The 25,034-nt window shown below is 49.8% G+C and carries 22 protein-coding genes; 13 read left to right on the top strand and 9 right to left on the bottom strand.

Annotated features, from left to right (window positions below; genetic code table 11):
• The first annotated feature begins 40 nt into the window (after positions 1–40).
• The 7 genes from icd to AC6B99_RS10190 all read left to right on the top strand — a co-directional run bounded on the left by icd (position 41) and on the right by AC6B99_RS10190 (position 7,920).
• Complete coding sequence (gene icd / locus AC6B99_RS10220) at positions 41–1,336, top strand: NADP-dependent isocitrate dehydrogenase (RefSeq protein WP_496663296.1); 1,296 nt, start codon at positions 41–43, stop codon at positions 1,334–1,336.
• A gap of 29 nt (positions 1,337–1,365) precedes the next feature.
• Positions 1,366–2,307: a malate dehydrogenase gene (gene mdh, locus AC6B99_RS10215; protein ID WP_496663295.1), complete on the top strand. Its 942-nt coding sequence runs from the start codon at positions 1,366–1,368 to the stop codon at positions 2,305–2,307.
• A gap of 183 nt (positions 2,308–2,490) precedes the next feature.
• Positions 2,491–4,695 (top strand): DNA helicase RecQ, encoded by a 2,205-nt coding sequence (recQ, locus tag AC6B99_RS10210; protein ID WP_496663294.1) that lies wholly within the window; start codon positions 2,491–2,493, stop codon positions 4,693–4,695.
• 239 nt (positions 4,696–4,934) lie between these two features.
• Positions 4,935–5,366 (top strand): hypothetical protein, encoded by a 432-nt coding sequence (locus tag AC6B99_RS10205; protein WP_056039818.1) that lies wholly within the window; start codon positions 4,935–4,937, stop codon positions 5,364–5,366.
• A gap of 80 nt (positions 5,367–5,446) precedes the next feature.
• On the top strand, positions 5,447–6,403 hold the full coding sequence (locus tag AC6B99_RS10200) for a sugar kinase (RefSeq protein WP_056039820.1): 957 nt from the start codon (positions 5,447–5,449) through the stop codon (positions 6,401–6,403).
• 2 nt (positions 6,404–6,405) lie between these two features.
• Entirely contained in the window at positions 6,406–7,203 is a 798-nt protein-coding gene (locus tag AC6B99_RS10195) for a DeoR/GlpR family DNA-binding transcription regulator (protein WP_056039822.1), read from the top strand.
• A 144-nt stretch (positions 7,204–7,347) separates the two neighbouring features.
• Entirely contained in the window at positions 7,348–7,920 is a 573-nt protein-coding gene (locus AC6B99_RS10190) for a TetR/AcrR family transcriptional regulator (RefSeq protein ID WP_056039824.1), read from the top strand.
• A gap of 133 nt (positions 7,921–8,053) precedes the next feature.
• Here AC6B99_RS10190 and AC6B99_RS10185 read toward each other — a convergent pair whose 3' ends face one another.
• The 3 genes from AC6B99_RS10185 to nagB form a co-directional block, all read right to left on the bottom strand.
• Positions 8,054–9,451 carry an ArnT family glycosyltransferase gene (locus AC6B99_RS10185; RefSeq protein ID WP_496663293.1) on the bottom strand — a complete coding sequence of 466 codons (1,398 nt, stop codon included), beginning with the start codon at positions 9,449–9,451 and terminating at the stop codon, positions 8,054–8,056.
• Positions 9,452–9,748: 297 nt separating this feature from the next.
• Positions 9,749–10,942, bottom strand: coding sequence for an N-acetylglucosamine-6-phosphate deacetylase (gene nagA / locus AC6B99_RS10180; protein ID WP_496663292.1), 1,194 nt, complete (start codon positions 10,940–10,942; stop codon positions 9,749–9,751).
• A gap of 1 nt (position 10,943) precedes the next feature.
• Positions 10,944–11,669 (bottom strand): glucosamine-6-phosphate deaminase, encoded by a 726-nt coding sequence (gene nagB, locus AC6B99_RS10175; RefSeq protein WP_056040131.1) that lies wholly within the window; start codon positions 11,667–11,669, stop codon positions 10,944–10,946.
• Between the two features lie 166 nt (positions 11,670–11,835).
• On the opposite strand from nagB, the gene fni reads away from it, so the two are divergent.
• A complete protein-coding gene (gene fni, locus AC6B99_RS10170; RefSeq protein ID WP_496663291.1) occupies positions 11,836–12,915 on the top strand; it encodes a type 2 isopentenyl-diphosphate Delta-isomerase in 1,080 nt (359 codons plus the stop codon).
• A gap of 39 nt (positions 12,916–12,954) precedes the next feature.
• Here fni and AC6B99_RS10165 read toward each other — a convergent pair whose 3' ends face one another.
• Genes AC6B99_RS10165 through AC6B99_RS10155 form a run of 3 tightly spaced genes read right to left on the bottom strand, consistent with a single transcriptional unit; the run spans position 12,955 to position 16,486 of the window.
• Positions 12,955–14,061 (bottom strand): Ger(x)C family spore germination protein, encoded by a 1,107-nt coding sequence (locus AC6B99_RS10165; RefSeq protein WP_494882741.1) that lies wholly within the window; start codon positions 14,059–14,061, stop codon positions 12,955–12,957.
• Positions 14,058–15,158 carry a GerAB/ArcD/ProY family transporter gene (locus AC6B99_RS10160; RefSeq protein ID WP_056039834.1) on the bottom strand — a complete coding sequence of 367 codons (1,101 nt, stop codon included), beginning with the start codon at positions 15,156–15,158 and terminating at the stop codon, positions 14,058–14,060. The genes AC6B99_RS10165 and AC6B99_RS10160 overlap by 4 nt, the downstream gene beginning before the upstream one ends.
• On the bottom strand, positions 15,155–16,486 hold the full coding sequence (locus tag AC6B99_RS10155) for a spore germination protein (RefSeq protein WP_056039836.1): 1,332 nt from the start codon (positions 16,484–16,486) through the stop codon (positions 15,155–15,157). Before AC6B99_RS10155 ends, AC6B99_RS10160 begins: the two co-directional genes overlap by 4 nt.
• A 194-nt stretch (positions 16,487–16,680) precedes the next feature.
• Between AC6B99_RS10155 and AC6B99_RS10150 the strand changes: the two genes are divergently transcribed.
• Positions 16,681–17,430, top strand: coding sequence for a class I SAM-dependent methyltransferase (locus AC6B99_RS10150; protein ID WP_056039838.1), 750 nt, complete (start codon positions 16,681–16,683; stop codon positions 17,428–17,430).
• A complete protein-coding gene (locus AC6B99_RS10145; protein WP_494864046.1) occupies positions 17,430–18,419 on the top strand; it encodes an MBL fold metallo-hydrolase in 990 nt (329 codons plus the stop codon). Before AC6B99_RS10150 ends, AC6B99_RS10145 begins: the two co-directional genes overlap by 1 nt.
• Here AC6B99_RS10145 and AC6B99_RS10140 read toward each other — a convergent pair.
• Together AC6B99_RS10140 and AC6B99_RS10135 are read right to left on the bottom strand one after the other, a co-directional pair.
• Positions 18,404–20,230 (bottom strand): APC family permease, encoded by a 1,827-nt coding sequence (locus tag AC6B99_RS10140; protein ID WP_056039843.1) that lies wholly within the window; start codon positions 20,228–20,230, stop codon positions 18,404–18,406. The genes AC6B99_RS10145 and AC6B99_RS10140 overlap by 16 nt on opposite strands.
• A 590-nt stretch (positions 20,231–20,820) precedes the next feature.
• Positions 20,821–21,360, bottom strand: a complete 540-nt coding sequence (locus tag AC6B99_RS10135; RefSeq protein ID WP_056039845.1) for a phosphatidylglycerophosphatase A family protein — start codon at positions 21,358–21,360, stop codon at positions 20,821–20,823.
• 139 nt (positions 21,361–21,499) lie between these two features.
• On the opposite strand from AC6B99_RS10135, the gene AC6B99_RS10130 reads away from it, so the two are divergent.
• From AC6B99_RS10130 to rdgB, 3 genes are all read left to right on the top strand, one after another.
• Positions 21,500–22,561, top strand: coding sequence for a GerMN domain-containing protein (locus AC6B99_RS10130; protein WP_494882749.1), 1,062 nt, complete (start codon positions 21,500–21,502; stop codon positions 22,559–22,561).
• Positions 22,562–22,721: 160 nt separating this feature from the next.
• Positions 22,722–23,471 (top strand): ribonuclease PH, encoded by a 750-nt coding sequence (rph, locus tag AC6B99_RS10125; RefSeq protein WP_056039848.1) that lies wholly within the window; start codon positions 22,722–22,724, stop codon positions 23,469–23,471.
• Positions 23,471–24,106, top strand: a complete 636-nt coding sequence (rdgB, locus tag AC6B99_RS10120; RefSeq protein ID WP_494882754.1) for an RdgB/HAM1 family non-canonical purine NTP pyrophosphatase — start codon at positions 23,471–23,473, stop codon at positions 24,104–24,106. Before rph ends, rdgB begins: the two co-directional genes overlap by 1 nt.
• A gap of 70 nt (positions 24,107–24,176) precedes the next feature.
• Here rdgB and AC6B99_RS10115 read toward each other — a convergent pair whose 3' ends face one another.
• Positions 24,177–24,917 (bottom strand): glycosyltransferase, encoded by a 741-nt coding sequence (locus AC6B99_RS10115; protein ID WP_494882759.1) that lies wholly within the window; start codon positions 24,915–24,917, stop codon positions 24,177–24,179.
• Positions 24,918–25,034: the final 117 nt, after the last annotated feature.

Below are 25,034 nucleotides of genomic sequence, written 5' to 3'. Positions count from 1 at the left end.
TTTAGTACCGTTACACAAATTAAAGGAGGAATTATAAACAATGGCTCAATTCGAAAAATTCGCAGTACCTACTGAAGGCGACAAAATCACTATCGACAACGGTGTGCTGAACGTTCCTAGCAATCCAATCATTCCTTTCATCGAAGGCGACGGCACAGGCCGCGACATCTGGCGTGCTTCGAAACGCGTGCTTGACGCAGCTGTAGCGAAAGCTTACGGCGGCGACAAAAAGATCGCTTGGTACGAAGTTTTTGCCGGCGAGAAAGCATTCAATGAATACGGCGAGTGGCTGCCAGCTGATACGCTGACAGCGATTCGTGAATATATCGTAGCAATCAAAGGTCCTTTGACTACGCCAATCGGCGGCGGCATCCGTTCCCTGAACGTAGCGCTTCGCCAAGAGCTTGACCTGTACGTATGTCTGCGTCCTGTTCGTTACTTCGACGGCGTTCCTTCCCCTGTAAAACGCCCTGAGCTGGTTGACATGGTTATTTTCCGTGAAAACACAGAGGACATTTATGCAGGTATCGAGTACCAAGAAGGTTCCGCAGAAGTGAAAAAAGTGATCAACTTCCTGCAAACTGAAATGGGCGTTAACAAAATCCGTTTCCCTGAAACTTCCGGTATCGGCATCAAGCCGGTTTCCAAAGAAGGTTCGCAGCGCCTTGCCCGCGCAGCAATTGAATATGCGCTTAAGCATGGCCGCAAGTCGCTTACACTGGTACACAAAGGCAACATCATGAAATTTACAGAAGGAGCTTTCAAAAACTGGGGCTACGAAGTAGCTGAAACAGAATTTGCAGAGCAAACCTTCACTTGGGGTCAATATGACCGCATTAAAGAAGCAGAAGGCACAGAAGCTGCAAATGCAGCACAAGCAGCTGCGGAAGCAGCAGGCAAGCTGATCGTGAAGGACGCTATTGCGGACATCGCTTTGCAGCAAGTTCTGACTCGACCGACTGACTTTGACGTAATCGCAACGCTGAACCTGAACGGCGACTACCTGTCCGATGCACTTGCAGCGCAAGTTGGCGGTATCGGTATCGCTCCAGGAGCAAACATCAACTACTTGACTGGACATGCTATTTTTGAAGCTACGCATGGTACAGCTCCTAAATATGCAGATAAAGACGTTGTTAACCCAGGCTCGGTTATTCTCTCCGGCGTAATGCTGCTTGAGCACCTTGGCTGGCAGGAAGCGGCTGACCTGATCTACAAAGGTCTGGAAGCATCGATCAACAACAAAACAGTAACTTATGACTTTGCCCGCTTGATGGATGGCGCTAAAGAAGTGAAATGCTCCGAGTTCGCTGACGAGGTTATTAACAACTTCTAGAACCAACAATGGCTGGAGGTAATGAGACAATGGCAATCAAACGCAGAAAAATTACTGTTGTTGGAGCAGGCTTCACAGGCGCTACAACTGCCCTGATGGCAGCACAAAAAGAGCTAGGCGACGTTGTGCTCGTCGATATTCCACAATTGGAAAACCCGACAAAGGGCAAAGCGCTTGACATGCTTGAATCGACACCAGTACAAGGCCTTGATGTTAACATTATCGGGACTTCTAACTATGCAGATACGAAGGATTCCGATGTCGTTATAATTACTGCGGGCATTGCCCGTAAACCCGGCATGAGCCGTGACGATCTTGTTAACACCAACGCGGGTATCGTGAAATCCGTTTGTGAGAACGTAAAGGCAACAAGCCCTAACGCTTATGTCATTATTCTTAGCAACCCGGTTGACGCTATGACTTACGTTGCTTACCAAGCGCTTGGTTTCCCTAAAAATCGCGTTATCGGCCAATCCGGCGTTCTTGACACTGCTCGTTACTGCACATTTATTGCGCAAGAGCTTAACGTTTCCGTGGAAGATGTTCGCGGCTTCGTGCTTGGCGGTCATGGCGATGATATGGTTCCACTTGTTCGGTATTCCAACGCTGGCGGTATTCCTATCGATAAGCTGATCTCTGCTGAGCGCATTGAAGCGATTGTACAGCGCGCTCGTGTTGGCGGCGGCGAAATCGTTAATTTGCTCGGCAACGGCAGCGCATATTATGCGCCAGCTGCAGCGCTTGTGCAAATGACGGAAGCGATCTTGAAGGACAAAAAACGCATTATTCCAGTTATCGCTTACCTTGAAGGCGAATATGGCTATGACGATCTGTTCATGGGCGTACCCGCGGTTATTGGCGGCGATGGCATTGAGAAAGTGCTGGAGCTTGATTTGACGGCAGAAGAAAAGGCTGCGCTTGATCAATCAGCGCAATCGGTTCGAAATGTTATCCAAATCGTAACTGCTTAATGGACTTAGCTAAAGCAAGCTGGCTTATATAAAAGATTTAGTACGGGAGGACCCTGACACTTTGCTGGCAGGGTTTTTCCGTTTGAAATATAAGAAGTTGTAAGGTTCCCCCTTATAATGGGCTTATATTTGTAATGGGTCTATTTTTTAGGATGCTTAATGTGCAAAGGGAGGGAAAGAAGCATGCTGGAGCAAGCTAGAGCCGAGCTGAAACGGGTGTACGGCTATGACTCGTTTCGACCTGGACAGGAAGCCATTATTCAAGGAATACTGGAAGGCCGGGATACGCTTGCCATTCTCCCGACTGGCGGAGGCAAGTCCGTCTGTTACCAAATACCGTCCTTGCTGCTGAATGGAACGACGCTTGTTGTTTCTCCGCTCATATCGCTTATGAAGGATCAGGTCGATGCGCTGAACAGGCTCGGCATTCCAGCGGCATTTTTGAACAGCTCGCTTGGAGCTGTAGAATACCGGGAAGTACTGCGAAGCGCGTTCAGAGGCGATTACAAGCTGCTGTATGTGGCGCCAGAGCGGCTTGATGCGCCAATGTTCAGCTCACTTAGCGAGCAGATGGAAATTCCGATGATCGCCATTGATGAGGCCCACTGTGTCTCGCAGTGGGGGCATGATTTCCGCCCAAGCTATCGCCAGCTGGCAGGCTGGATTGGACAGCTCGCTAACCGTCCGCTAGTTGCAGGCTTTACCGCAACGGCAACGGACGAGGTGGCGCGGGATGTATCGGCTATGCTGGGCATGCATGATCCGAATATTTTTGTGAGCGGCTTTGCTAGGCCGAATTTATCGTTGTCGGTCATTAGCGGGGCGGACAAAAAGAAATTTTTGCAGAAGTTTATAACCGAGCGCGAAGAGCAGTCGGGCATTATTTATACGGCTACGCGCAAAGAAGCCGAGTCCGTGCATGATCAGCTTGTACGCAAAGGGATTGCCGCAGGCAAATATCATGGCGGCTTGTCCGACGAGGAGCGAGCGACGACTCAGGAGCGCTTCCGTTTCGATGAACTGCGCGTAATGGTCGCCACGAATGCGTTTGGCATGGGCATTGACAAGCCTAACGTGCGTTATGTGCTGCACTGGCAAATGCCCGGCGACGTTGAGTCGTATTATCAGGAAGCGGGCCGGGCGGGACGCGACGGCGAGGAAAGCGAATGCATTTTGCTGTTCGAGCCTCAGGATGTGCAGGTGCAGCGGTTTCTTATCGAGCAGGGCGTCGGCGATACAGAACGGAAGTCGATTCAGCTGTCCAAGCTGAATACGATGATGAACTACAGCCGGACGCATCGCTGCCTGCAGCAGTTTATCGTCGATTATTTTGGCGAGAAAAATGTAGAGCCGTGCGGAAAATGCGGCAATTGCCTCGACAAAAGCGAGCTGGTTGATCGAACGTCGGAAGCGCAGAAGGCCCTTTCCTGCGTTGGCAGAATGCGCGGTCGGTTTGGCGTGACGATGGCAGCTAAAGTTCTTAAAGGCTCACGCGACAAACGGCTGCTGGAGTTCAGGCTGGATGAGCTCACTACATATGGGCTGCTCAGCAGCTGGCCAGAGAAGGAAATTACCGATTGGCTATATTGGCTTGTCGCCGAGGGCTACTTGCGGATGAGTGATGGGCAATATCCGACCGTCTCGCTCACGACGAATGCTTTGCCTGTTCTGGAAGGCAAGGAGACGGTCATGCAGCGTCTGCGGACAACGGTAAAACGCAGAGATTCGGGGCAGCGCGGAATGGCTTCTCCGCTGTTCGATGCGCTCAAGCAGTGGCGCAAAGAGACGGCAGCCCGCGAAAATGTGCCGCCGTTTATGCTGTTTTTTGATGCAACGCTCAAAGAACTTGCTGATGCCAGACCACTAACGGAAGATGAGCTGCTGCAAACGAAAGGGATTGGCGCAGCCAAGGCGCGGAAATATGGTGCCGAGGTGCTGGCTATTATTGGCGAGCATGCAGGCAAGCCTAACGAAGCAGCTGGCGGTGCAGCAGGAGGGGCAGCTTCCTTTTCAGGGCAGGCATCTGCTGTTGGGCAGTCAAGGACGGCTTCCGCAGAGTCTTCCAGCAGGGGAGGGAATGATGAAACGCCTAGCCATGTGCTGTCTTTAGAGCTGTTTAATGAAGGCAAATCGCCGCAGGCCATTTCCGCAGAGCGCGGCCTCAGCCGGGTAACAGTGGAAGGGCATATTATCCGCTGTGCGGAGGAGGGCTATGAGCTGGACTTTAGCCGAATTATTCCCGCCCATCGCGAAGAGGAAATTGTAGCAGCCATTATGGAGCTGGGTCCCGAGAAGCTGCGTCCGATTAAAGATGCGCTGCCGGACGATGTCGATTATTTTGCGATCCATGCCGTTATTTTTAAATACGGCCTGAAGGCAGAGGATTGAGCGAAGGCTAGTTTTTTAACGGAGTAAGTTAATGGGTTTATGGAAGTTCTTTGTATTTGCTAGGTTCATTTAGTATACTGTGTTTAGTAGAAAAACGGTGCTAATGCAGCGCTGGCGGGCACTCATCGCATCGCTACAATAAAGCTTGCGCATTTAAGCGCAAGCTTTGCCATGTGAGAATTAAGCCGATGCTTGCCTTGCGCTTGCTGCCCCGCAAATTTTTTTAGGAGGAAAGCTGAATGTATAACGTAATGGTTTTGCTGCATTTATTGGGCGCTGTAGGGATGGGTTTTTATATTGTGCTGCCGATTATGATTGGCCGGGCATCGAAGCTTGCAGGAGTAGGACAGGAAGGGCTGGCTGATGGCTTGCTGTCGGCAAACCGGGTCGCACAATATTTTCTCATTGTACAGCTTCTGACAGGCGGCTACATGATGTCGAAAGGCGATTATGCCGTAATCTGGATGATTATTGTAACGGTTTTGTTTTTGGGGATTGCTGCATTGGGCGGTATTATTACGAAGCCGCTGAAGCGCATCGTTTCTTCTATTCGTGAAGGACAAAGCGCTTCCGCACATATCGGCAAAGCTCGCGTCATGAGCCTAATCGTGCTGGTGCTGTACCTGGTTGTTATTTATTTTATGCGTTTCCCGATTTTTGCTACAGTATAGCAAGTCGGCAAGTGAACACCGTGTTTGTTTGATTATGGAAGGAAAGCGAACTCAAATCAACGTTGCAGGGGGCGGAGAATGTGGGACAAGCATCACCAGACATCATTACATTCGGAGAATCGATGGCGCTATTTATGCCGCAGGAGCATAAGGCGATTGAACGGGCGACTACACTGGAGCAGGGCTTCGGCGGGGCGGAAAGCAATGTCGCCATTGGCCTTTCCCGCTTAGGAAGCTCTGTAGGCTGGTTCGGCGCTCTTGGTAATGATCCTTTCGGGCGGATTATATTGAAAACGCTTCGCGGGGAAGGGGTAGATGTATCCCGCGTCAGGCTGAGCGAAGAAGCGCCAACGGGCATGATGTTCCGCGAGACGGTAGCAGGCCGCATGGCCGTGCATTATTACCGCAAGCATTCTGCTGCAAGCCGGATGGAGCCAGAGCATCTTGATGAGGCGTACATTCAAGGATCGAAGCTGCTGCATGTAACGGGAATTACAGCGGCGCTTAGCGAGAATTGCCGCCGGACGGTGCGGAGAGCCATCGACATTGCAAAGGATGCTGGCGTCAAAGTAAGCTTTGATCCCAATTTGCGGCTGAAGCTTTGGTCGATCGAAGAAGCGCGGGAGGTGCTGCTGCCCTTTGCGGCTGATGCGGATTACTTTTTGCCGGGCTGGGATGAGCTGATGCTGCTTTACAACACAGATAGCTATGATGTTGTAAAGCAAAAGCTGCTTGAACTGGATGCGGTGAAGATCATTAAAGGCAAAGATGATGCGACGATCGTGCTGGATGGCAGCGAGGAAACGGCTGTTCCTTTCTATAAGGCGGACAAGGTTATTGATACGGTCGGAGCGGGCGATGGTTTTTGCGCTGGCTTTTTGGCAGGGATTATGAAGGGAATGACGCCTGTCGAAGCTGTAAAGCTTGCGAGCATCAATGGCTCACTCGTCGTTCAAATGCGTGGAGATTGGGAGGCGCTTCCAGAATGGAGCGTTGTCGAGCAGCGAATGAGCGATAAAGCATGGGTGGAGCGTTAATTATGGCTGAAGCGAATGTTCCGTCGTCTAAAGGACAGCGCCGCCGCGAGGCGATTCTGCAGCTGCTTAAGCAGCAGGGGCGCGTTACGATTTCCGAGATTGTGGAGCAATTCGATTGTTCGGAAGCGACCGCAAGAAGAGACTTAGAGCAAATGGAAGCCAGCTATCCGATTATTCGCACGATTGGCGGGGCGATGTATGATGGGCTCAGCGTCGTTCGTGATATGGGCTTTTCGGAAAAGCAGGATATTTCGTACCTGGAAAAAGAAAGAATTGCCGCGAAGGCGGTATCGCTTATTCAGGAGGGCGATGTCATCGGCCTGTCCGGCGGCACGACCAATTATTTGATTGCCAAGCAGCTTAAACTCAGAAGCGGCATTACCGTCGTGACGAATGCAGTGAATATTGCGATGGAGCTGGCGGGGAGCCCGATTCAAGTCGTTGTCACGGGCGGCATTATGCGCCACAACAGCTTTGAGCTTTGCGGGCCGCTGGGAGAAGGCATGGTCGATCATTTGAATATTGGCAAAATGTTCATTGGCGTTGATGGTGTATCGGCAGGCGGGGGCATTACGACGTATTCGGAACAGGAAGCGCAAATTGCCAAAGCGCTGATTAGGCGATCCGTTGAGACGTATGCGGTGTTCGATCAGACGAAGGTTGGCAAAATGTCACTGTTCTCGATTTCGCCGCTTGCAGCGCTGCAAGCTTTCATTACCGATCAGCCGATTGAAGGCGAGCTTAAGCTGGCGGCACAGCAGCTCAATATTGACGTTTACGTAGCAGAAACGAATAGTTAGCAATGGTAAGGCAGCAGGAGCATGGAAAGTGGCTCCTGCTGCCTGTTTTTTACATTCCTAGCCTTTGTCGCATAAAATGGGGGGGCAATCTGCCAGCTGTCGTTTAGTATTGACAATAAATAAACGATCGTTTATTGTTGACGCATGAGACTAAGAGATGAAAATAAAATAGAATTAATTTTTGAAGCTACGATTCAGTTGATTAACGAAATTGGCATTTCGGAAACGTCCATTTCTAAAATCGCCAAGCGGGCGAATGTGTCTGCGGCTACGATTTACATTTATTTTGAGAATAAGGAGGATATGCTCGGCAAGACGTATTTAAAAGCGAAAAAAATAATGAGCGATAAGCTGTTTAATGGGGTAGACCATTCGGCACCGATCGAGCAGCGCTTTAATCTGTACATTCGCAATTTTATCCAATTTGTACAGGAGCACAAATCTTATTTTTTGTTTATGGAACAAATCTCGAACTCGCCACTGCTGCAAAATTGGTGCTTGGAAGAAAGCGCAGCGCTGTATATGCCTATATTTGAGTTTTTTGAGAGCGGCAAGCAGCAGCAGCTGTTCAAGGATGTAGATAATCATATGCTCATTACGTATTCCATTTTGCCGGTAGCCGAGCTGGTTAAAGAGCAGTTTAAAGGTGATTTTGAGTTTACGCCTGAAAAGCTGGATAGCGCGATTAAAATGAGTTGGGACGCGATAAAGCGATAAAACGATAAATTTTTTTTAAGTTTAATGAATGATCATTCATTAATTAAATATAAAGCAGCGGAATCGTGCCGATAAGTACACGGACAATGGCAACTTCCACTGCTGCTGCTCAATATTTAAAGGTCGGCTGCCTTTAATTCAGGGAGTCGGCCTTTATTTTTCGCAGCGCTATTCGTTTCATTTGCATCATATAGATACCGTAGCTCTGCAATAAAATAAAGCATGGAAGCAGATCGAGCCGATATCTTGCTTGTATTTCAATCCAAAGCTGCACGAACGCATAGCCCAGCAGTAAAATCAGAAAAAGCATGTGGCCGGCCTTATGCTGCTCGGCAAACCGGCTGCGCCATAAGCTGTACAGCGAATAGACTCCTGCTGCGCTCATGGCAGTGAAGAGGAAGCGCTCCGCTATTTTTAGGACGGCAGCAAGCTGTTCCTGATTCATATCCTTCAAGCTCCACATAACCGCCGAATCCTCTTCGCCCCAAAAAATAGCGAGCTTGCGCGCAAACAGTGAGGCGACTGCGGCCGGATCGGCGAGACGCTCCTTGATCAATGCCAGCTCTGCTGCGTCACGCTCCTCGCCAAGCTTAAATTGCAGCACGTACTTGCCATCCTCAAGCGACCATCTGCCATCTGTTTCCGCATTTAATCCTACGACGAATTTCCAATAAGGCTCCCGGTTAGATAACGGGTATTGCGAGGCTTCGCTTTGCACGAGTGCATAGCTGGCTAAAGCTTGCACCATATAAAAAATAATAAACACGCCGGCGGCACGGGCAAGCAATAATGTAGTGGATTTTCCAATCGATAGCCCGGCAGGCCTGTAATCGCCCGATTTAGCTTTGAACAAGCGAAATAGCAGTAGAAAGGCAGCAAAGCCAGCTAAATACACGAGGCTTAGCGGTCTCATCAAGTTCGCAAGTCCGAAGGCGAGGCCGATTAGAAGCCAGCCATATTTGTTTTCGAAGCTTTTACTAATGATGAGCAGGCAGCCGAGTGTGAAAAAGAATGTCGACCAATGCTGATTCGTCAGTACCGAGCACATGATGATATTGGGAATATAGAGCGCATACAGCAGCCCCGCAATTCGCGCCGTATGCTCGTTAAACAGCTCTAGGGCAGCGTAATAAACGAGCAGCACGGTCGCTGCGCTGAACAGCACATTAACTAGCTTAAGCATGAACAGCGCTGCTCCGCCAAATAGCTTGATCATACCTGCTTCATACATCGTAAAGCCAAACTGGTACACCCAGCTGAGAAAATATTCATCCTGATTAAATGAAAAATCGCCTGCTGCTGCTAGCTTGGCAGCATTATACATAAACAGGAAATCGGAATCGGGAGGTGTATCGATCCAAATAATCCAGCCGAGCCGGGACAGCAGGCTGATCGCTATAAGTGCGAGCAAATAGCTTTTAGCCGATATTTGGCGTCCAAGCAACCAGGAGGCGGCAAGTATAAGGATGAGCGTAAGGAAAACACCGCTAGCGGCAAGCAAGGGACTTTGGAGCAGCTGCGCTGTATTCATAAAGGAAGCAGCGAAAACGACAACGAAAAATAAGCCTCCTATAAAAGTGAGCGTTTGAGCAGAAAAAGAACGTATCGATTGGAATGAGTGGAATAAGCGCATAGCTTCTCCTTTCTTTAAGCGGAATGACTTATCCAATTTTATCCGAAATAGGTTAAAGAGGCTAGCTGTGAGCTGCAATTGGATTCATCTGCCGGAAATAAGCTTAATTAAAGCGAAGCTTATGCTGGATATTCCATACGAATAAAGCCGCCCCTGCTGTTAGGCAAGGACGGCTTTATTAATAGAGAAGATAGTTTAATTCCGGGAAGCATCGAATACAAGCTTGCCGCCTACCCAAGTATGGCTCACTGCGGAGAAATCAGCATCCGTCAAAATGACATCTGCTTGCTTGCCGCATGCGATAGAGCCCGTCTGCTCGTAGATACCGAGCTGCTTAGCCGCATTACCGCTGGCGCAGCGGCTGACTTCGGCGACAGACAGCGCAGTGTTGGCCAGCATGTACCGGAAGGCACGCAGCATCGTCAGACTGCTGCCTGCGAGACTGCCGCTGCCTTGCAGGCGGGCAACCTGATCTTTCATCTCGACGGCCAAGCCGCCAAGCGAGTAATTCCCGTCGGGCATGCCCGCTGCCGACATGGCATCGGTAATGAGAATAAGCTTGTCTGCCGATTTGGCAGCTGCAAGCAGCCGGATTGCTCCCGGATGGACATGATGACCATCGGCAATGAGCTCGGCATATATTCGCGGATCGCTGAGAACAGCGCCAACGGTTCCCGGCTCGCGGTGATGCAGCGGACGCATCGCATTATACGTATGGACGGCGTGGGACAGTCCAGCGTCTGCTGCGGCTTCGATATCCGCGAAGGAGGCATCGGTATGGCCGCAAGCGGCGACGATATTATTTTCAGCAAGCCAGGCAATGAGCGGAAGTGAGCCTTCCCGTTCAGGCGCAAGTGTCAAAATTTGAATCAAATCGGGAAACTCTGCAGTCCATGCCTCCAGCCAGTTCTGCCGAGGAGGCGAGAGGTAAGCGGGATTTTGCGCACCGATCCATTTTTCATTCAGAAACGGTCCTTCCAGATGGACACCAAGCAGTGCGGCATAGGGCATGTCGCCGCTTCTGTAATCCGCTGCTGCATGCAGAACCGACTCGATCGCTTCTTTAGAAGCGGTCATCGTCGTCGCCAGCATACCCGTTGTGCCCTGGGAGGCGTGGAAACGGGTAATCGTGTCGTAGCTGCTGCGGCTGGCATCCATAAAGTCGGCGCCAAAGCCGCCATGCACATGGACGTCGATAAAGCCTGGCAATAAATAGCCGCCGGCTCCATCTATAGCGGGCAGCGCCTGTTCTTCAGCACTAAGAACAGCAGCATTTTCCAGCAGGCGGTAAATGAGGCCATTTTTAATAACAGCACTGCCAGCAATGATCCGGTCTTCCAAGACGATATGGACGTGATGAATCACCCATGAGAAGGGCGAGTTTTTCATATTACTTCAGCTTCCTTCCGGCTTCGCGGTCGAGAAGCACGATAACCCGGGGATGAGTCTGGAGCAGCGAAGCTGGCACATCAGTTGTAATAGGGCCGGTCAACGCTTGCTCTACGATCTCCGCTTTATCTGCGCCGCGAACCACGAGTATAATGGTGTGTGCTTTCAGGATGGAGCCGACACCCATCGTCAGCGCCATCTTCGGAACTTCTGCGGCCGATGAGAAAAACCGGGCATTTGCTTCCAGCGTTGCCGCCTTCAGTTGGACGGCATGGGTACCCGCGGATAGCAACGCATCAGGCTCATTAAAGCCGATATGTCCGTTATGTCCAAGCCCAAGCAGCTGAATATCGATTGGATTTTGCTCCAGCAGCTGGTCGTAACGGTCGCATTCGGCTTTCAAATTTTCAGCCAGCCCATTAGGCAAATGATAATGATCGTCTGCAATATCAATATGGGAAAATAACTGCTGCTTCATATAATAAGCATAGCTTTGTTCATGCTCGGCAGGCAGGCCTACATATTCGTCCAAATTGACGGTAGTCGTCTGGGCGAACGAGACTTCCTTGCTGCGATATGCTTCTATTATTTTGGCATAGATGCCTAGAGGTGTCGAGCCTGTAGCGAGCCCTAGCACCGCATTTGGCTTCTCTTGGATTTTATTAATAATGGTTTGAGCCGCATAAGCGTCAAGCAGTTCCCAGTCGTTAAAGTGAATGATTTGCATCATGAAGCGCCTCCTTCAGGTTATGATTTTATTTTAAACTAAAAATATCTTTTTAACAATAATTTTGATTGTAAAGTTCATATTAATGATTTTTACAATCAATTTAACATGTACTCACAGCGTATGTTATGATGGACGGATAGAATATTTGCAGGAGGTAAAGGCAATGACGACAACGCAGCGTACGGAGGCGGAGGAAGCGGCGAAAACCGCGAAACGCAAAAATGAGCATATCCGCATTTGCTTGCAGGAGGAAGTGAACGGCCAGCATATCGATACAGGGCTTGATCGACTGCGGTTCCGTCATAATGCGCTGCCTGAGCTGTCATTTGAGGAAATTGAACTTAAGACGGAGTGGTTCAATTCGTCGATGAAAGCGCCGCTGCTCGTCAGCTCTATGACCGGAGGCACCTCGGAGGCTGGGGCTATTAACCGCCGCCTGGCAGAGGCTGCCGAGGCACGAGGCTGGGCGATTGGTCTGGGCTCCATGCGGGCCGCTATTGAGCGTGAGGACTTGGCCGCCTCCTTTCATATCAGAATGGAGGCGCCTTCGGTACCGATCATCGCCAATCTCGGAGCGGTACAGCTGAATTACGGCTTCGGTACCGATGATTGCTTGCGTGCAGTTGACATAGCAGAGGCGAATGCCCTCGTGCTTCACGTCAACAGCATGCAGGAGGTTTTTCAGCCGGAAGGCAACACGGACTTTCGCGGCTTGCTGACGCGAATTGAGCAAGTATGCCGCGCCCTCCCTGTGCCAGTCGGTGTGAAGGAAGTAGGCTGGGGCATTGATGCGGGTACCGCCGCAATGCTTGCGAATGCAGGCATTTCCTTTATTGATGCCGCTGGAGCGGGGGGCACTTCATGGAGCCAGGTCGAGAAATACCGGGCGGGTGATGGATTGCGCCGGCAAGCTGCGGAGGCATTCGCCGATTGGGGCATTCCGACAGCGGAAAGCGTTAGCGCGATTCGCAGCACATTGCCGCATATGAGCATTATAGCGAGCGGCGGATTAAGGCATGGTGTTGATGCGGCTAAAGCGATTGCGCTTGGAGCGAATCTCGCTGGCTTTGGGCGTGTCTTATTGCCGCAAGCGGTGCATGGGACGACCGACCTGTCAATTCGCCAGCTTACCCAGCAGTTTGAGCGAATTGAGTTTGAATTAAAGGCGGCGATGTTCGGCATTGGCGTCCGCACAATTGAGCAGCTTCGCCAGACGGATCGGCTTGCTTCGAAAGCCGACTAATCATGACATAGCCTACATAACAAACGAAGGGACCGCAGCCTATTTAATCAGGCCGGTCCCTTCGATTTTGATTCGGGCATTGACGGCGAATTGCAGCGTCGGGTAAATATTTTGCCATTGCTGCCAGGCTGCTTCGCCAGCATGAGTCGCCCGGTAATGCAGGCCAAAGCCGAAAGGATCGACGCCAGCCTGCTGTATTTTTATCAGCAGCTTATCCGTCAATTTGGAGTAATCTTGGCTTAGCTTTTGCTCCACCTGTCCCCAGCCCTGGTCAAACAAATGTGGAGGTGCTTCCTCCATAAGCGCTTTTATGCGAACGTCCATGTTTAATTGAAGCTTGCCATTATGCTCGCTAAAGTGATAATGGCTTTTAATTTTGCTGATGGCTCCCACAATCCGATTGTTTGAGAAACTTCCTTGAATCGAAGACTTCTCGTAGTTTTGAGCCAACTGGTTAAATAGCTGTGATTCTTCCGGCTTTAGGACGAGCTTGATTTTCGTTTTATCCAGCAGCGCCGTGTGGTTAATAACATAGCCGCTGTTGCCTTCGTTGCGAATAATCGGCATGATGGGGTCCAAACCTTTTTCCATGACGCGCCTCGTCAGATCCGAAAGATTTTCTACATACGTATAGGGATTGTCCGTTCCATCTGCACTGAAGCTTAGAAACAGCGCATTTCCCGGATAGCGCTCCGCCTGGGGATTAATTTTCAAAATCGTCCGGGCATCCGGCTTGCCAATCGCCAAATTCGCAATACTTTGTATATCCCGCCGTCTTTTCATCCAATCCAGCACAGGGGAATAATCCTTATAAGCAACGCGCTCACCGATGAGAAAAATTTTGCAATGGCCAAAGTCCAATTCCTTGTCCACATGGGCTTTCAGCATACGCACACCTTCGGCGATGCTTGCGGCTTCAATTGTTTCTACTTGCGCTTTGCCAGCGCCGGGCTCGATTTTCGGTGAGGCAATGGCCAGGCGCAGCGTAATGAGAAAAGGATTTTGTTTTTTGCCACTGTAATCGATACCCATCGCCACGATAAAATAACGTTTGTCAATATCTTTAAAGCCGCAGCCGCTTAATGCTGTACAGGCCAACAGCATGCACAAAGCTAGCAGCGTGAGCTTTAACGAGCGCATCTTCATGCGGATTTACGCTCCTTTCGGCTAAGCATGAACACGGAAATCACGATGGCTATATAAGAAAACAGCATCGCCGTCAGCCAATAGCGCGTAAACATAAACTCTAAGCGTTCATCGCTGAAAAACAAATAAATTACGGCAGCTACAGCAAACACACCGCAAATCATATAGTTGATAACGGGCGTTTCCTCGAAGTCGGTTGCCATTTTCAGCTTGGGGAAGCAGCTTTTAATAAATTCCATCGCTTGATGCCAGCAGCTCATCGTATAAATGAGCGATAGATTTAGATACACAATCAGGAACAGAAACAATACCCGTTCGATAAAACCGTATTGCAGTGTAATCGAGTCAGCAGTCATGCTCCATACATAAAGGTATTCATCTACCGCTTCAGTACCATGGAATCCGATAGGCACGAAGAAGGAAATGCTCAAAATAATCATGCCAAATATCGGTACGAGCCAGCGATACGTATAGCTGAAATTCGGCGGCAGTAGACGATTAAATATCGACAGATTGAAAAATCCGGTGAATACAAATACCCCGGCGGCAATAGAGCCAAGCTCTGGGCGCACCATCACAAAATTGGCGACAGTATGAATGGCATCCCAATTTAACTGCGGGCTTCTCACCATTTTGAACAGCACGAAAAAAATAATCGGCGCATTGAGCAGCAGCCCAACCTCGATAATATGCTGTACGGATAACGTCGAGCGTGAGGCCGCATAGCCGCAGGCAATAACAAGCAGGCATAAAATGACCAGCGGATTCAGCTCCGGATTGAAAAAGCGGTTGATCATGATCGCAAAGGCGGCCACGACAATAGTAGACGATACGAAGCAAATAATCGCTACATAAACCATAATGGGCGAGACGAGCCACCGCGGCCAATAGGCCCGTAAAATTTCAGGCAGCCCCATGCCGGGAAAATGCGCTAGCGCAGCAGTATAGGCATAGGTGAGCAAAGTTCCGGTGGCCCCGGAAATCAGCATCGAGGAGACGGCGCCACTGTAACGGTGTTCGATTAGAATATGCGGCACATACAGCATCAAGTTGACGAAGCTGGTCAGAAAAAAGTTGTAAAAGAAGTAGCGTGTCATTCCACCTTTACCTGCCCAATGTCCCCTGACTGTGATTTTGTGCCTGCAAACATGCGGAAATAAGGCTTGCCGAAGCTTCGCAAATTGCATAAATAGACCACGTACATGAATGAGCCGACGGTAACTCCGGTAATGCCGAAAAAGATAGCCATCACAATAAGTGGATATTTCAAAAAGCGGATAGCAAATGACAAGGAATTGACCGGAACGACAAAATTGGAAATGGCGACGACGGAGGTCACAATAATCATAATGCTGCTGACGAGACCGGCCTGCTGGGCTGCTTGTCCCAAAATAAGACCGCCGACGGTTGTAGCCGTTGAGCCAATGTAGCGGGGCAGCCGAATACTAGCCTCAATTAGCGCTTCGATCATAAATAGCATAACCATTACCTCAATAAAGGACGGGTAGGGTACAGCCGAGCGGCTTCCGGCGATGGAGAGTGCCAGCTGTACCCGAAAGAGCTCTGGATTGTAAGAGATAATGGATACATAGAGGGCAGGCAGCGTAATGGTCAATACAACCGCAACATAGCGCAGTAAGATAAGCGTGCGGGTCATCCAAAAGGCTTCGTAGTTATCCTCGACCGCATGCATAAAGTCAAAAAAGGTGACAGGCAGCACTAGAGCGAACATATTTCCTTTTATGAGAATGGCGATTTTACCATTGGAGATAGCCGTCGTAATGCGATCCGGGCGCTCGGTAATCAGGACAGTAGGGAACAGATGCCACTGCTTTCCGGTTAAAATCGTTTCCAGCTCGCCTGCGGCCTGCAGCATCTCGGTTTGCGCTTTCGTCAGTCTTTGCCTTAACTGATTCAATACAGTCGGATCGACGCGGCGCTGATCGAACAGAACAATAATTTCCGTCTTCGACAGCGACCCAACGGTGTGTTCCTCTACACACAGCTCAGGAGAGTGGTACATGCTGCGGATGAGGTTAAGCGATTTTTTCAAATCTTCGTTCAACGCAAGCTGCGGTCCTTGAATTGCACTTTCTACTTGGGTTTGGGTACTTTCATTACTAATAATTTTCGCTGTGTAAAGCGAGTAAACGATGCCTTGAGCTTCTATTAAAATATTGCCTTTCAGCAGCAAATCGGTCCACGTAGCTGGATCATCAACGACTAGATAGTCGCTAATCGTACGCAGCTGTTTATCGTAAGGCACCTCTTCCTTCATAAAAGGTACTAGCACATAATTGCTGATCATTTGCTCGTCGCATAAAGAGGAGATATAGGCAATTTCGATAATTAAATCGTCATTTTTGAGCTGTTGCACCTTTAAATCAACCGATTGGGCAAACAGCAGGCGGATGTGGTCGATCATAGAGCTTCCTCCTTAGCAGCAAAATGGGCAAAGTGAGCTTCCAGCTTGTCGCTCACGGGCTTAAGGTGCGCCAAGCGACCTGTAATTATACCCATTGGAGTGAATCATTACAGGGCATCCTTTTGCCTAAGTAGCATAAAGTGCAGTACAATGAAGGGATGAGAAGTGAATTGCAAGGGTAGAGGAGAATACATATGTCCAACTGGTTTGAGCAGAGTTTTGGAAGCGATTATATGGTTGTTTATAAGCATCGGGATTGGGATAACGCCTACAAGGAGGTACAGCTGATGGCGCAGTGGCTCCAGCTTCCGGCTACGGCAAAGGTGCTGGACATCGGCTGCGGTATGGGACGCCATGCGCTGGCACTGGCAGACTGCGGCTATGAAGTGACGGGGATGGATTTGTCGGAACCGCTGCTTAACGAAGCGAGGAAGCATGATGCGTTGCAGCGCGTAACCTGGGTGCAGGGCGACATGCGCCAGCTCCCTTTCGAATCGGGGGCGTTCGAGGGAACGGTTAATTTATTTACGTCGTTTGGCTATTTTGCAGATGAAAAAGAGAACGTGCAGGTGCTGCGGGAAATTCGCCGCATGCTGAAGCCAGGTGCGCCATTTCTAATTGATTTTCTGAATCCGGCTTATGTAGAGCGTAATCTCGTTCCGGCATCGGAGCGCAAGGATGCAGAGTCCGGCTGGGTCATTCGCGAGCAGCGTAAAATTGAAGATGGCTGGGTCAAAAAGCATATAGAAATTGCCGTAAGCAGCGATGAGGCAGACAATCGCCATTATGATGAGCAGGTTCGCCTGTATTCGCTCACATGGTTTGAGCAGGCGTTCGCCGAGGCAGGCCTTGTGCTGGAGAAAACATTTGGCAACGTCGATGGCTCAGCCTATGATGAGCTGAACTCGCCGCGCCTTATTATGCTTGGAAGGGCTAATGCGTAATGGCGGCTCAAGCGGTGCAATGGGAGCACGGGCTGCTGCAAGTAAAGCTTCCGCTGCCCTTTGCCTTAAAAACAGTAAACAGCTACGTATTTACTGAGCCTGCGGGAGGATATACGCTTATCGATCCTGGTCTCCGAACGGAGGAGACGCTTGCGGTCTGGGAAGCGGTATTTGCGGACCATTCGATTGCGCCAGAGCAAATTTCGCGCATCGTCCTTACGCATCAGCATCCCGATCATTACGGTCTCGCGGGTTATTTTGCCGAGCTAAGCGGCGCACCGGTCTTGATGTCCCGGCGTGCCCATCGCTATGTTAGGTACTTATGGGGAGAGGGCAGCACGATGTCAGAAGAGCTTGCTGAATTATTTGCTCTGCATGGCATGCCGCAGCACTACATTGACGAAATTAGCAGCAACTTAAGCAGTTTCCAGGAAAAAGTTTCGCCGCAGCCCCAGCAAGATCAAATCATGTATATAGAGGCTGGCGAGACGCTTGAGCTTGGCGGTTCACAGTGGGAGCTGCTTGATGCGCCAGGACATGCCTATGGCCAGCTCTGCTTCTATGAAGCCAATAAACAATGGATGATATGCGGCGATCAGGTGCTGCCGCGCATAACCCCCAATATTAGCGTCGTTCCTGGCGAGGAGATGAATCCGCTTGGCGATTTTCTGGCAAGTCTGGATCGCTTAAGCGAATATGAGGTTAAGCGCGCTTTTCCAGGGCATTATGATTCGTTCACGACATTTGCCAGCCGAATCGCAGAAATTAAGCAGCATCATGTGCAGCGGCTGGAGCAAATGCTGATGATGCTGCAGGAGCCGCTCACAGGCTTTGAGGTGTGTGGACGATCTTTCGGTGCACGGGCACAACAAAGCCCGCATCAGCACCGTTTTGCAATGGCCGAGACGCTCGCCCATTTGTATGAGCTGGAGCATTCGGGCCGGATATCGCGAACGGAGCGTGCGGGCGTTATTTATTTTTTGAGATGATAGGGAACGGTCGTAACTACGACGTTTTTGCGGTGGAGCAGCAGGGCGCGAATCATAAAGCTCGTCTGGTTGTGCAAAATATTATGCCAGCCGCGTTTCGGGATAAATTGCGGAATAATCACCGTCACGCGGTAGCTGGACTGGCTGGCCTTGCGCTCCACCGTATCAATAAATTTCAGCAGCGGCTGCATGACCGAACGATAAGGCGAATGCAATACGACTAATCGCACGTCCGGCTGCCAATCCTTCCATTTTTCCTCGAACGCCTCGCCTTCCTCTCGCTCAAATGGCACATACACCGCAATAATTTGATTCACGGACAATGACTTGGCATAGGCAATGGAATTATCAACAACATGTGTCATTCCGGCCACAGGCAAAATCAGCACATTGCCTTCGATGGGCATCGCAGGCTCGCACGTTGTGAGCCGCAGCTGTTCGCCGACGGCGTTGTAATGCTTTTTAATCCGGTGAAACACATAAATAATAATCGGCAGAAACACAAGCACAGGCCATACTTGCGCGAACTTCGTCAAAAAGAACATCATTGTGACGATCAAGCTGATGAGCGCCCCTGCCGAGTTTATAAGCAGCTTCACGACCCAGCCCTTCGGCTTCTGGCGGACCCATTTCACAATCATCCCCGTCTGGGACAAGGTAAATGGAATGAATACCCCGACCGCATAAAGCGGAATCAAATGCTCGGTCTGACCGCCAAAAGCAATAATCAACAGGATGGATAGCACGCCAAGGCTGATAATGCCATTGGAATAGCCAAGGCGGTCGCCCCTGACCGTAAACATCCGCGGAATAAACTTGTCTTTAGCCAAATTCACCGCGAGCAGCGGAAAAGCCGAATAGCCTGTATTAGCTGCCAATATCAAAATCAGCGCCGTAGTGCCCTGAATGAAGAAATACATAAAATGCCGTCCAAACGTATGCTCAGCAATTTGGGAAACGACGGTTACTTCTACCGCCGGTTTAATGCCGTAATAATAGGCCAGGAACACAATGCCAGAGAAGAGAATAGCCAGCAAAATGCCCATTGATGAGAGCGTCTTCGCAGCATTTCGGGGAGCCGGGTCGCGAAAGTTTGGTATCGCATTGGAAATGGCTTCTACCCCTGTGAGCGCGGAGCTGCCAGAAGCAAAGGCGCGCAGCAGCAGGAACAAGCTGATGCCTGCAACTGGCGTCCCAATCGGCGTATGCAGCTCAGGCGGCACATGGCCGGTTGCAATATTGTAAATACCTGCTCCGATTAAAATAAACAGCGCAAGAACGAACAAATACACCGGGTAGGCGAGAATGGATGCCGACTCGGTCACGCCACGCAAATTCAATATCGTAATCAAAATGACGAAAATAACAGCAATCAACACATTATGCTCATGGAGGCTGGGAAAAGCCGACGTAATGGCGTCGGTTCCCGCGGAGACGCTGACCGCTACCGTCAATATGTAGTCCACTAGCAAGGAGCCGCCTGAAATTAATCCGGGGAAAATGCCGAGATTTTCTTTGGATACGACATATGCGCCCCCGCCGTGCGGATAGGCGAAAATAATTTGCCGATAAGACAGAATAAGCGCCAGCAGCAAAATGAGCACGAACGCGGCAATCGGTACGGAATACCAGAATGCAGCAGCACTTACCGTTATTAATACAATCAAAATTTGTTCCGGTCCATAGGCAACGGAGGATAGAGCATCCGACGAAAGAATGGCCAGCGCTTTCAGCTTGATCAGCTTCTGGTCGCCAAGTTCATTGGATTTGAGCGGCCGTCCGATTACAAGCCGTTTTAAAAAAGTCATCATTTCAGGTCACCGCCAGCAGTTAGTTGTAAGAGTGAAAAGCATTTTTGCAGAGCACGTTATTGCTACTATCTCCTGTTATAAGTTTTTTCACCATGGAAAAAAAAGCTACTTGATCTCTCCGCAGGCGACTCGGTTTGAGGCAGGTGCAATGATCATAGTCCCCAGGCATGCTTTTTGTAAAATCTCGTTTTCAGCTGAAAAGAGGCGGAAAGGTTCTCTTTTGATCATGTAAGCGATTACAAATGAACGCTGTTTAGCAGCGCGAGGTGTAGCTTGCGGTAGGAATGATTATTGCCTATTCCGGGCAATGAAAGCGTGAGGAATGGCTGAGCGTGAAGGGGAAATAAATATTGTCTTTTGTTCGCTTTGGGGAGTTATCCCCTTAGCTCAGAAAAGGGGAATTGCAAATGAAAACCTGGTTTCTGAGCTAAGGGGATAACAGCATAAAGCAAAAATTATAGTGTCTAATTTGCATGGCCAAACGAGAAATCAAAAAGCACAAAGCACAAAGCACAAAGCATTTGTTTAGACATCAAACAGGCGCCGCATCTTTAGCAAGACGCGGCGCCTGTTCGTTATCTATCCGACTTTTAATCGAGCGGGGGATTAGTTGCTCCTTCACGCTCCGCTTGCTTTCGATGAGCAATGCGGCTTGCAGCTGAGGCTGCAATAGCACCGATAATATCATCGAGGAAAGTGTGTACATCGCCGCTCGATTTATCGTTAAGCTTTTTCAAAATGCCGGGCTTCAGCTTGTCAATATAGCCGAAGTTTGTGAAGCCGATGCTTCCATATACATTGACGATGGACAAGGCGAGAATTTCATCGCAGCCGTACAGCCCTTCATCGTTTTTAATCATTTCCTGAAGCGGCGGCAGCAGCTTACCTTCTTCGGCGAGCATGTCGAGCTGGATGCCGGTGAGCACTGCATTTTGCACCTCGCGCTTGGATAAAACAGCGTCAACATTTACGATGCATTCATCGATTGTTAGCTCTGGGAAATAATCCTTTTGCAAAAAATGCACGAGCTGGGCTACGGCGATTTTCGTAATGCCGCGCTTTACAAGCCACTCCTCCGTCGCTTCGGCAACCTTGCGGCTGTTCAAGCTGTATGGTTGTGGTGTTGTCATCTTGGTGTCCCCCTTATTGGATGTAATTTTGTGGACAAAACTGGTCTAAAACGGGGAAGGGCTCGTATACATATTACTACAAAATGAGAGTTGTACAAAGCCGCATGCGGCAAAAATCACTAGAGGAGGAAAAAACAAAATGGTTCAAACGAAATGGATTCGCCTTGCCGCGATAAGCGGTGTTATGGTTGTGCCTCTGCTGACCGCAGGGTGCGGGCTGTTCTCAACGGAGACAAGCAAGGAGATTGACCCGCCTCAGACGGAATCAACCAACGTCATTGACGGTACGAATACAGGACAGACAAGCAGCGTAAATCCACAGGGAGAAGAAACGCAGTTGACCGTATACTTAGAGGACAAAAATGGATACCTTGCACCAATCTCGCTGCTTACGACGCTTGGCGGCAAAGAAGCTGCCGGGCAGAAGGCGCTGGAAATGATGGTCGATGGCGGCGCTTATGCGAGCCAGCTTCCGGAAGATTTTCAGGCTGTGATTCCACAAGGTACTCAAATTAAATCCTACCATGTTGATCCACAGTTGAAGATGGCTACAGTAGAGTTTTCCGCTCCTTTTGCAGATTATACAGCAACGAAAGAGCGGGAAATCGTTGAAGCCATTACGTGGACGCTGACGGCGATGACCGGAATTGAAAAGGTGGAGCTATGGTACGAGGGCAGCAAGCTGAGCGAAATGCCGGTAGATGGTTTCCCACTGGACCGTCCGCTTACTCGCTCAGTCGGCATCAACCTGGAAACAGCGGATGGCGTCAGCTCGGCTTACTCAACACCAGTTACGCTGTATTTCTCCTCCCAAACATCCAATGAAGAGCAATATTATGTTCCCGTTACAAGGCTGATCGCAAGGCCTGAGTCGACGGTGAAGGCAGCGGTGGAGGAGCTGATTGCCGGCCCGCTTAACCGCAAGCAGCTGAATGGCGTGATGACCAATGATGTTCAGGTTACAAGTATTGAGCAGAAGGATGATACCGTAACGGTAGATCTTCAAGATACCGCCTATGAGAGCGGTCAAAATGCTCCTGCTGAAATGCTGCAGGCCGTCGTCTTATCTGTGACGGAAAATACAGGAGCAGCGAAAGTTCAAATCCGGTTGAACGGTGAAGCGAACGTTGTAGATGATCAAAATACTTCTTACAACGAGCCAGTCGGCAGACCGCATCATGTGAATGCGATGAAGTCATAAAAGTAAAATTTAAGCAAGGCATGGAGCCAAACGTGATGGCTTCGAGGCAGGGAGAGGGCGCATGGGCGCTCTCTTTTTGCGGTTACGGATGCTTTTCTAGTTTTACTTTGGTAAAATGGGTAGTATTGTGTTGAAACATAGGCTAGGAGGCTGCATTACGATGAGAACAGATGGACGTCAAACCAATGAGCTGCGACCGGTTACAATTACGGCGGGCGTAAATAAATATGCGGAAGGATCCGTCCTAATTGAGGTCGGAGAAACAAAGGTCATTTGTACAGCAAGCGTGGAGGAGCGTGTGCCTCCTTTTATGAAAAATCAGGGCAAAGGCTGGATTACAGCGGAATATTCGATGCTGCCCAGAGCAACCCATTCGCGCAATCATCGGGAGGCGGCTAAGGGCAAGCTGACGGGCCGTACGATGGAAATCCAACGTCTCATTGGCAGAGCTTTGCGGTCTGTCGTAGATTTGCAGGCGCTTGGAGAAAGAACGATTACGCTCGATTGCGATGTCATTCAAGCGGATGGAGGTACGCGCACGACCTCGATAACTGGCGCTTTTCTCGCGCTTTGTCTGGCAGTGAACAAGCTGTCGACGAACGTCACCTTTACGAAATATCCGATTACGGATTATTTGGCTTCGGTGAGCGTGGGCGTTATTCAAGATCAGCCGATGCTGGACCTTGCCTATGACGAGGACTCCAAGGCCAAGGTGGACATGAACGTCGTAATGACAGGGAGCGGCCAATTTGTGGAGCTTCAAGGTACAGGCGAGGACGCGCCATTTTCCCGCAAGGAGCTGAATGAGCTTCTGGAACTGGCGGAGGGCGGCATTGCTGAGCTGATTGCAAAGCAGCGCGAGGTGCTTGGGGAAGCAGCAGGTCTGATCGGACGAGGAGCAGAGAAATAATGGAGCTAAGCAGCGAGATCATTCTGATTGCTACGAAAAATGAGGGCAAGGTCAAGGAATTTGCCCACGCTTTCGCGAAGCTTGGAAAGCGTGTAGTCAGCCTGAACGCATACCCAGAGTTTGCGGATATTGTGGAGGATGGCGATACATTCTCGGCAAATGCGCGAATTAAAGCGAAGGCGGCGGGCGATGCCTTTCAGGTGCCGGTGCTCGCCGATGATTCCGGCTTGAGCGTAGCAGCGCTTGCCGGTGCTCCGGGCGTATATTCGGCCAGATATTCTGGCGAAGGAGCTACGGACAGCTCGAATAATGCGAAGCTGCTTGCGGAGCTGAACCGCTTGGCGTTGCCTGAAGCGGCGGAGGCACTGGAGGATGGCACGAAGCTGCTGAGCCGTGCGCAGTTTGTATGCGTGCTGGCGCTGTATGATCCAGCGACGGGCGAGTTTATGGAAGCCGAAGGAACCGTTGACGGCTTTATTATGGACAAGCCGCGCGGCGATGGCGGCTTCGGCTACGATCCATTGTTTTGGCTGTCAACGCTTAATCGCGGCATGGCGCAGCTGTCCAAGGAAGAGAAGCAGCAGATCAGCCATCGCGGCCATGCGCTTAAGGAGCTTTTGCCGAAGCTGGTCTAAGTGGCACATATAGGGCTACTCATAACTAAAAAGGAAGCGAGCACGCTGCGCGGCGTGTCGCTTCCTTTTTTTATAGACCGTTCTTGCTTTCACGTATCCATTTCAGCAGACCTTCATTTGTTGTAAGCGACTCTGCGCGATTTAAAAAATGAAGCGCCTTGGCGGGGTCAAACGATTTCATTTCCCTTCCAAGCTGCATCCAGAGGCGGGCATTTCCTTGATCTACTTTTAAATTTTGCTGCAGCAAGGTGAGATTGCGAACGGCCTTTTGCTTCATATCGACTACATTGTTATCATACCCGTCATGCAAAATATCAATATCGGATTGCAGCAGCTCCATGCCCTGTGTATCAACAATTTCATGAATCATATCTTTATAGCGCAATCTGCTTGGAAATAGTCGTAAATATGCTTTTTCATGAACGGTATTAACGACACCATCTACAGTATTATTATAACGGACGTACATGCCGACCTCGCGTCCCTGCTGATCCATTTCAGAAGTATATTGTCTTAGTTTATGAATTTGATCAAGCGGCAGTACATCATCATCATCTACAACGAATGTCCATTTATGCATGACGAGAGAAAGCGAGTAGTTTCGGGCCGCCGAAAAATCATTTATCCACGTAAAATGGTGCAGCTGTACTTTTTCATGTTCCCCAGCCAGCCGATTGAGAATGGGAAGAGTTTCGTCTGTTGAACCCGTATCAACGACTATAATTTCATCTACTGCATCCATAATGCTGTTTATTGCACGTTCTATTGATCTTTCTCCGTTTTTCACGATCATTGCGGCCGATACGCCCATGAATTAATCCTCCAGCTTGAATTCACGAATGAAAGGATGCAGCCAACAATGGTTCCACATTTTGTAACATTCGCTGCTCTAATTATACAATAAACCAGCCATTCGACAATGGTAGCA

Source organism: Paenibacillus liaoningensis (genome assembly GCF_059609455.1).
This window is presented reverse-complemented; position numbering and strand designations above follow the sequence as displayed.

Coding starts and splice junctions, on each gene's coding strand:
- icd (WP_496663296.1), top strand. CDS start 41: ATGGCTCAATTCGAAAAATTCGCAGTACCTACTGAAGGCGACAAAATC.
- mdh (WP_496663295.1), top strand. CDS start 1,366: ATGGCAATCAAACGCAGAAAAATTACTGTTGTTGGAGCAGGCTTCACA.
- recQ (WP_496663294.1), top strand. CDS start 2,491: ATGCTGGAGCAAGCTAGAGCCGAGCTGAAACGGGTGTACGGCTATGAC.
- AC6B99_RS10205 (WP_056039818.1), top strand. CDS start 4,935: ATGTATAACGTAATGGTTTTGCTGCATTTATTGGGCGCTGTAGGGATG.
- AC6B99_RS10195 (WP_056039822.1), top strand. CDS start 6,406: ATGGCTGAAGCGAATGTTCCGTCGTCTAAAGGACAGCGCCGCCGCGAG.
- AC6B99_RS10190 (WP_056039824.1), top strand. CDS start 7,348: ATGAGACTAAGAGATGAAAATAAAATAGAATTAATTTTTGAAGCTACG.
- AC6B99_RS10185 (WP_496663293.1), bottom strand. CDS start 9,451: ATGAATACAGCGCAGCTGCTCCAAAGTCCCTTGCTTGCCGCTAGCGGT.
- nagA (WP_496663292.1), bottom strand. CDS start 10,942: ATGAAAAACTCGCCCTTCTCATGGGTGATTCATCACGTCCATATCGTC.
- nagB (WP_056040131.1), bottom strand. CDS start 11,669: ATGCAAATCATTCACTTTAACGACTGGGAACTGCTTGACGCTTATGCG.
- fni (WP_496663291.1), top strand. CDS start 11,836: ATGACGACAACGCAGCGTACGGAGGCGGAGGAAGCGGCGAAAACCGCG.
- AC6B99_RS10165 (WP_494882741.1), bottom strand. CDS start 14,061: ATGAAGATGCGCTCGTTAAAGCTCACGCTGCTAGCTTTGTGCATGCTG.
- AC6B99_RS10160 (WP_056039834.1), bottom strand. CDS start 15,158: ATGACACGCTACTTCTTTTACAACTTTTTTCTGACCAGCTTCGTCAAC.
- AC6B99_RS10155 (WP_056039836.1), bottom strand. CDS start 16,486: ATGATCGACCACATCCGCCTGCTGTTTGCCCAATCGGTTGATTTAAAG.
- AC6B99_RS10150 (WP_056039838.1), top strand. CDS start 16,681: ATGTCCAACTGGTTTGAGCAGAGTTTTGGAAGCGATTATATGGTTGTT.
- AC6B99_RS10145 (WP_494864046.1), top strand. CDS start 17,430: ATGGCGGCTCAAGCGGTGCAATGGGAGCACGGGCTGCTGCAAGTAAAG.
- AC6B99_RS10140 (WP_056039843.1), bottom strand. CDS start 20,230: ATGATGACTTTTTTAAAACGGCTTGTAATCGGACGGCCGCTCAAATCC.
- AC6B99_RS10135 (WP_056039845.1), bottom strand. CDS start 21,360: ATGACAACACCACAACCATACAGCTTGAACAGCCGCAAGGTTGCCGAA.
- AC6B99_RS10130 (WP_494882749.1), top strand. CDS start 21,500: ATGGTTCAAACGAAATGGATTCGCCTTGCCGCGATAAGCGGTGTTATG.
- rph (WP_056039848.1), top strand. CDS start 22,722: ATGAGAACAGATGGACGTCAAACCAATGAGCTGCGACCGGTTACAATT.
- rdgB (WP_494882754.1), top strand. CDS start 23,471: ATGGAGCTAAGCAGCGAGATCATTCTGATTGCTACGAAAAATGAGGGC.
- AC6B99_RS10115 (WP_494882759.1), bottom strand. CDS start 24,917: ATGGGCGTATCGGCCGCAATGATCGTGAAAAACGGAGAAAGATCAATA.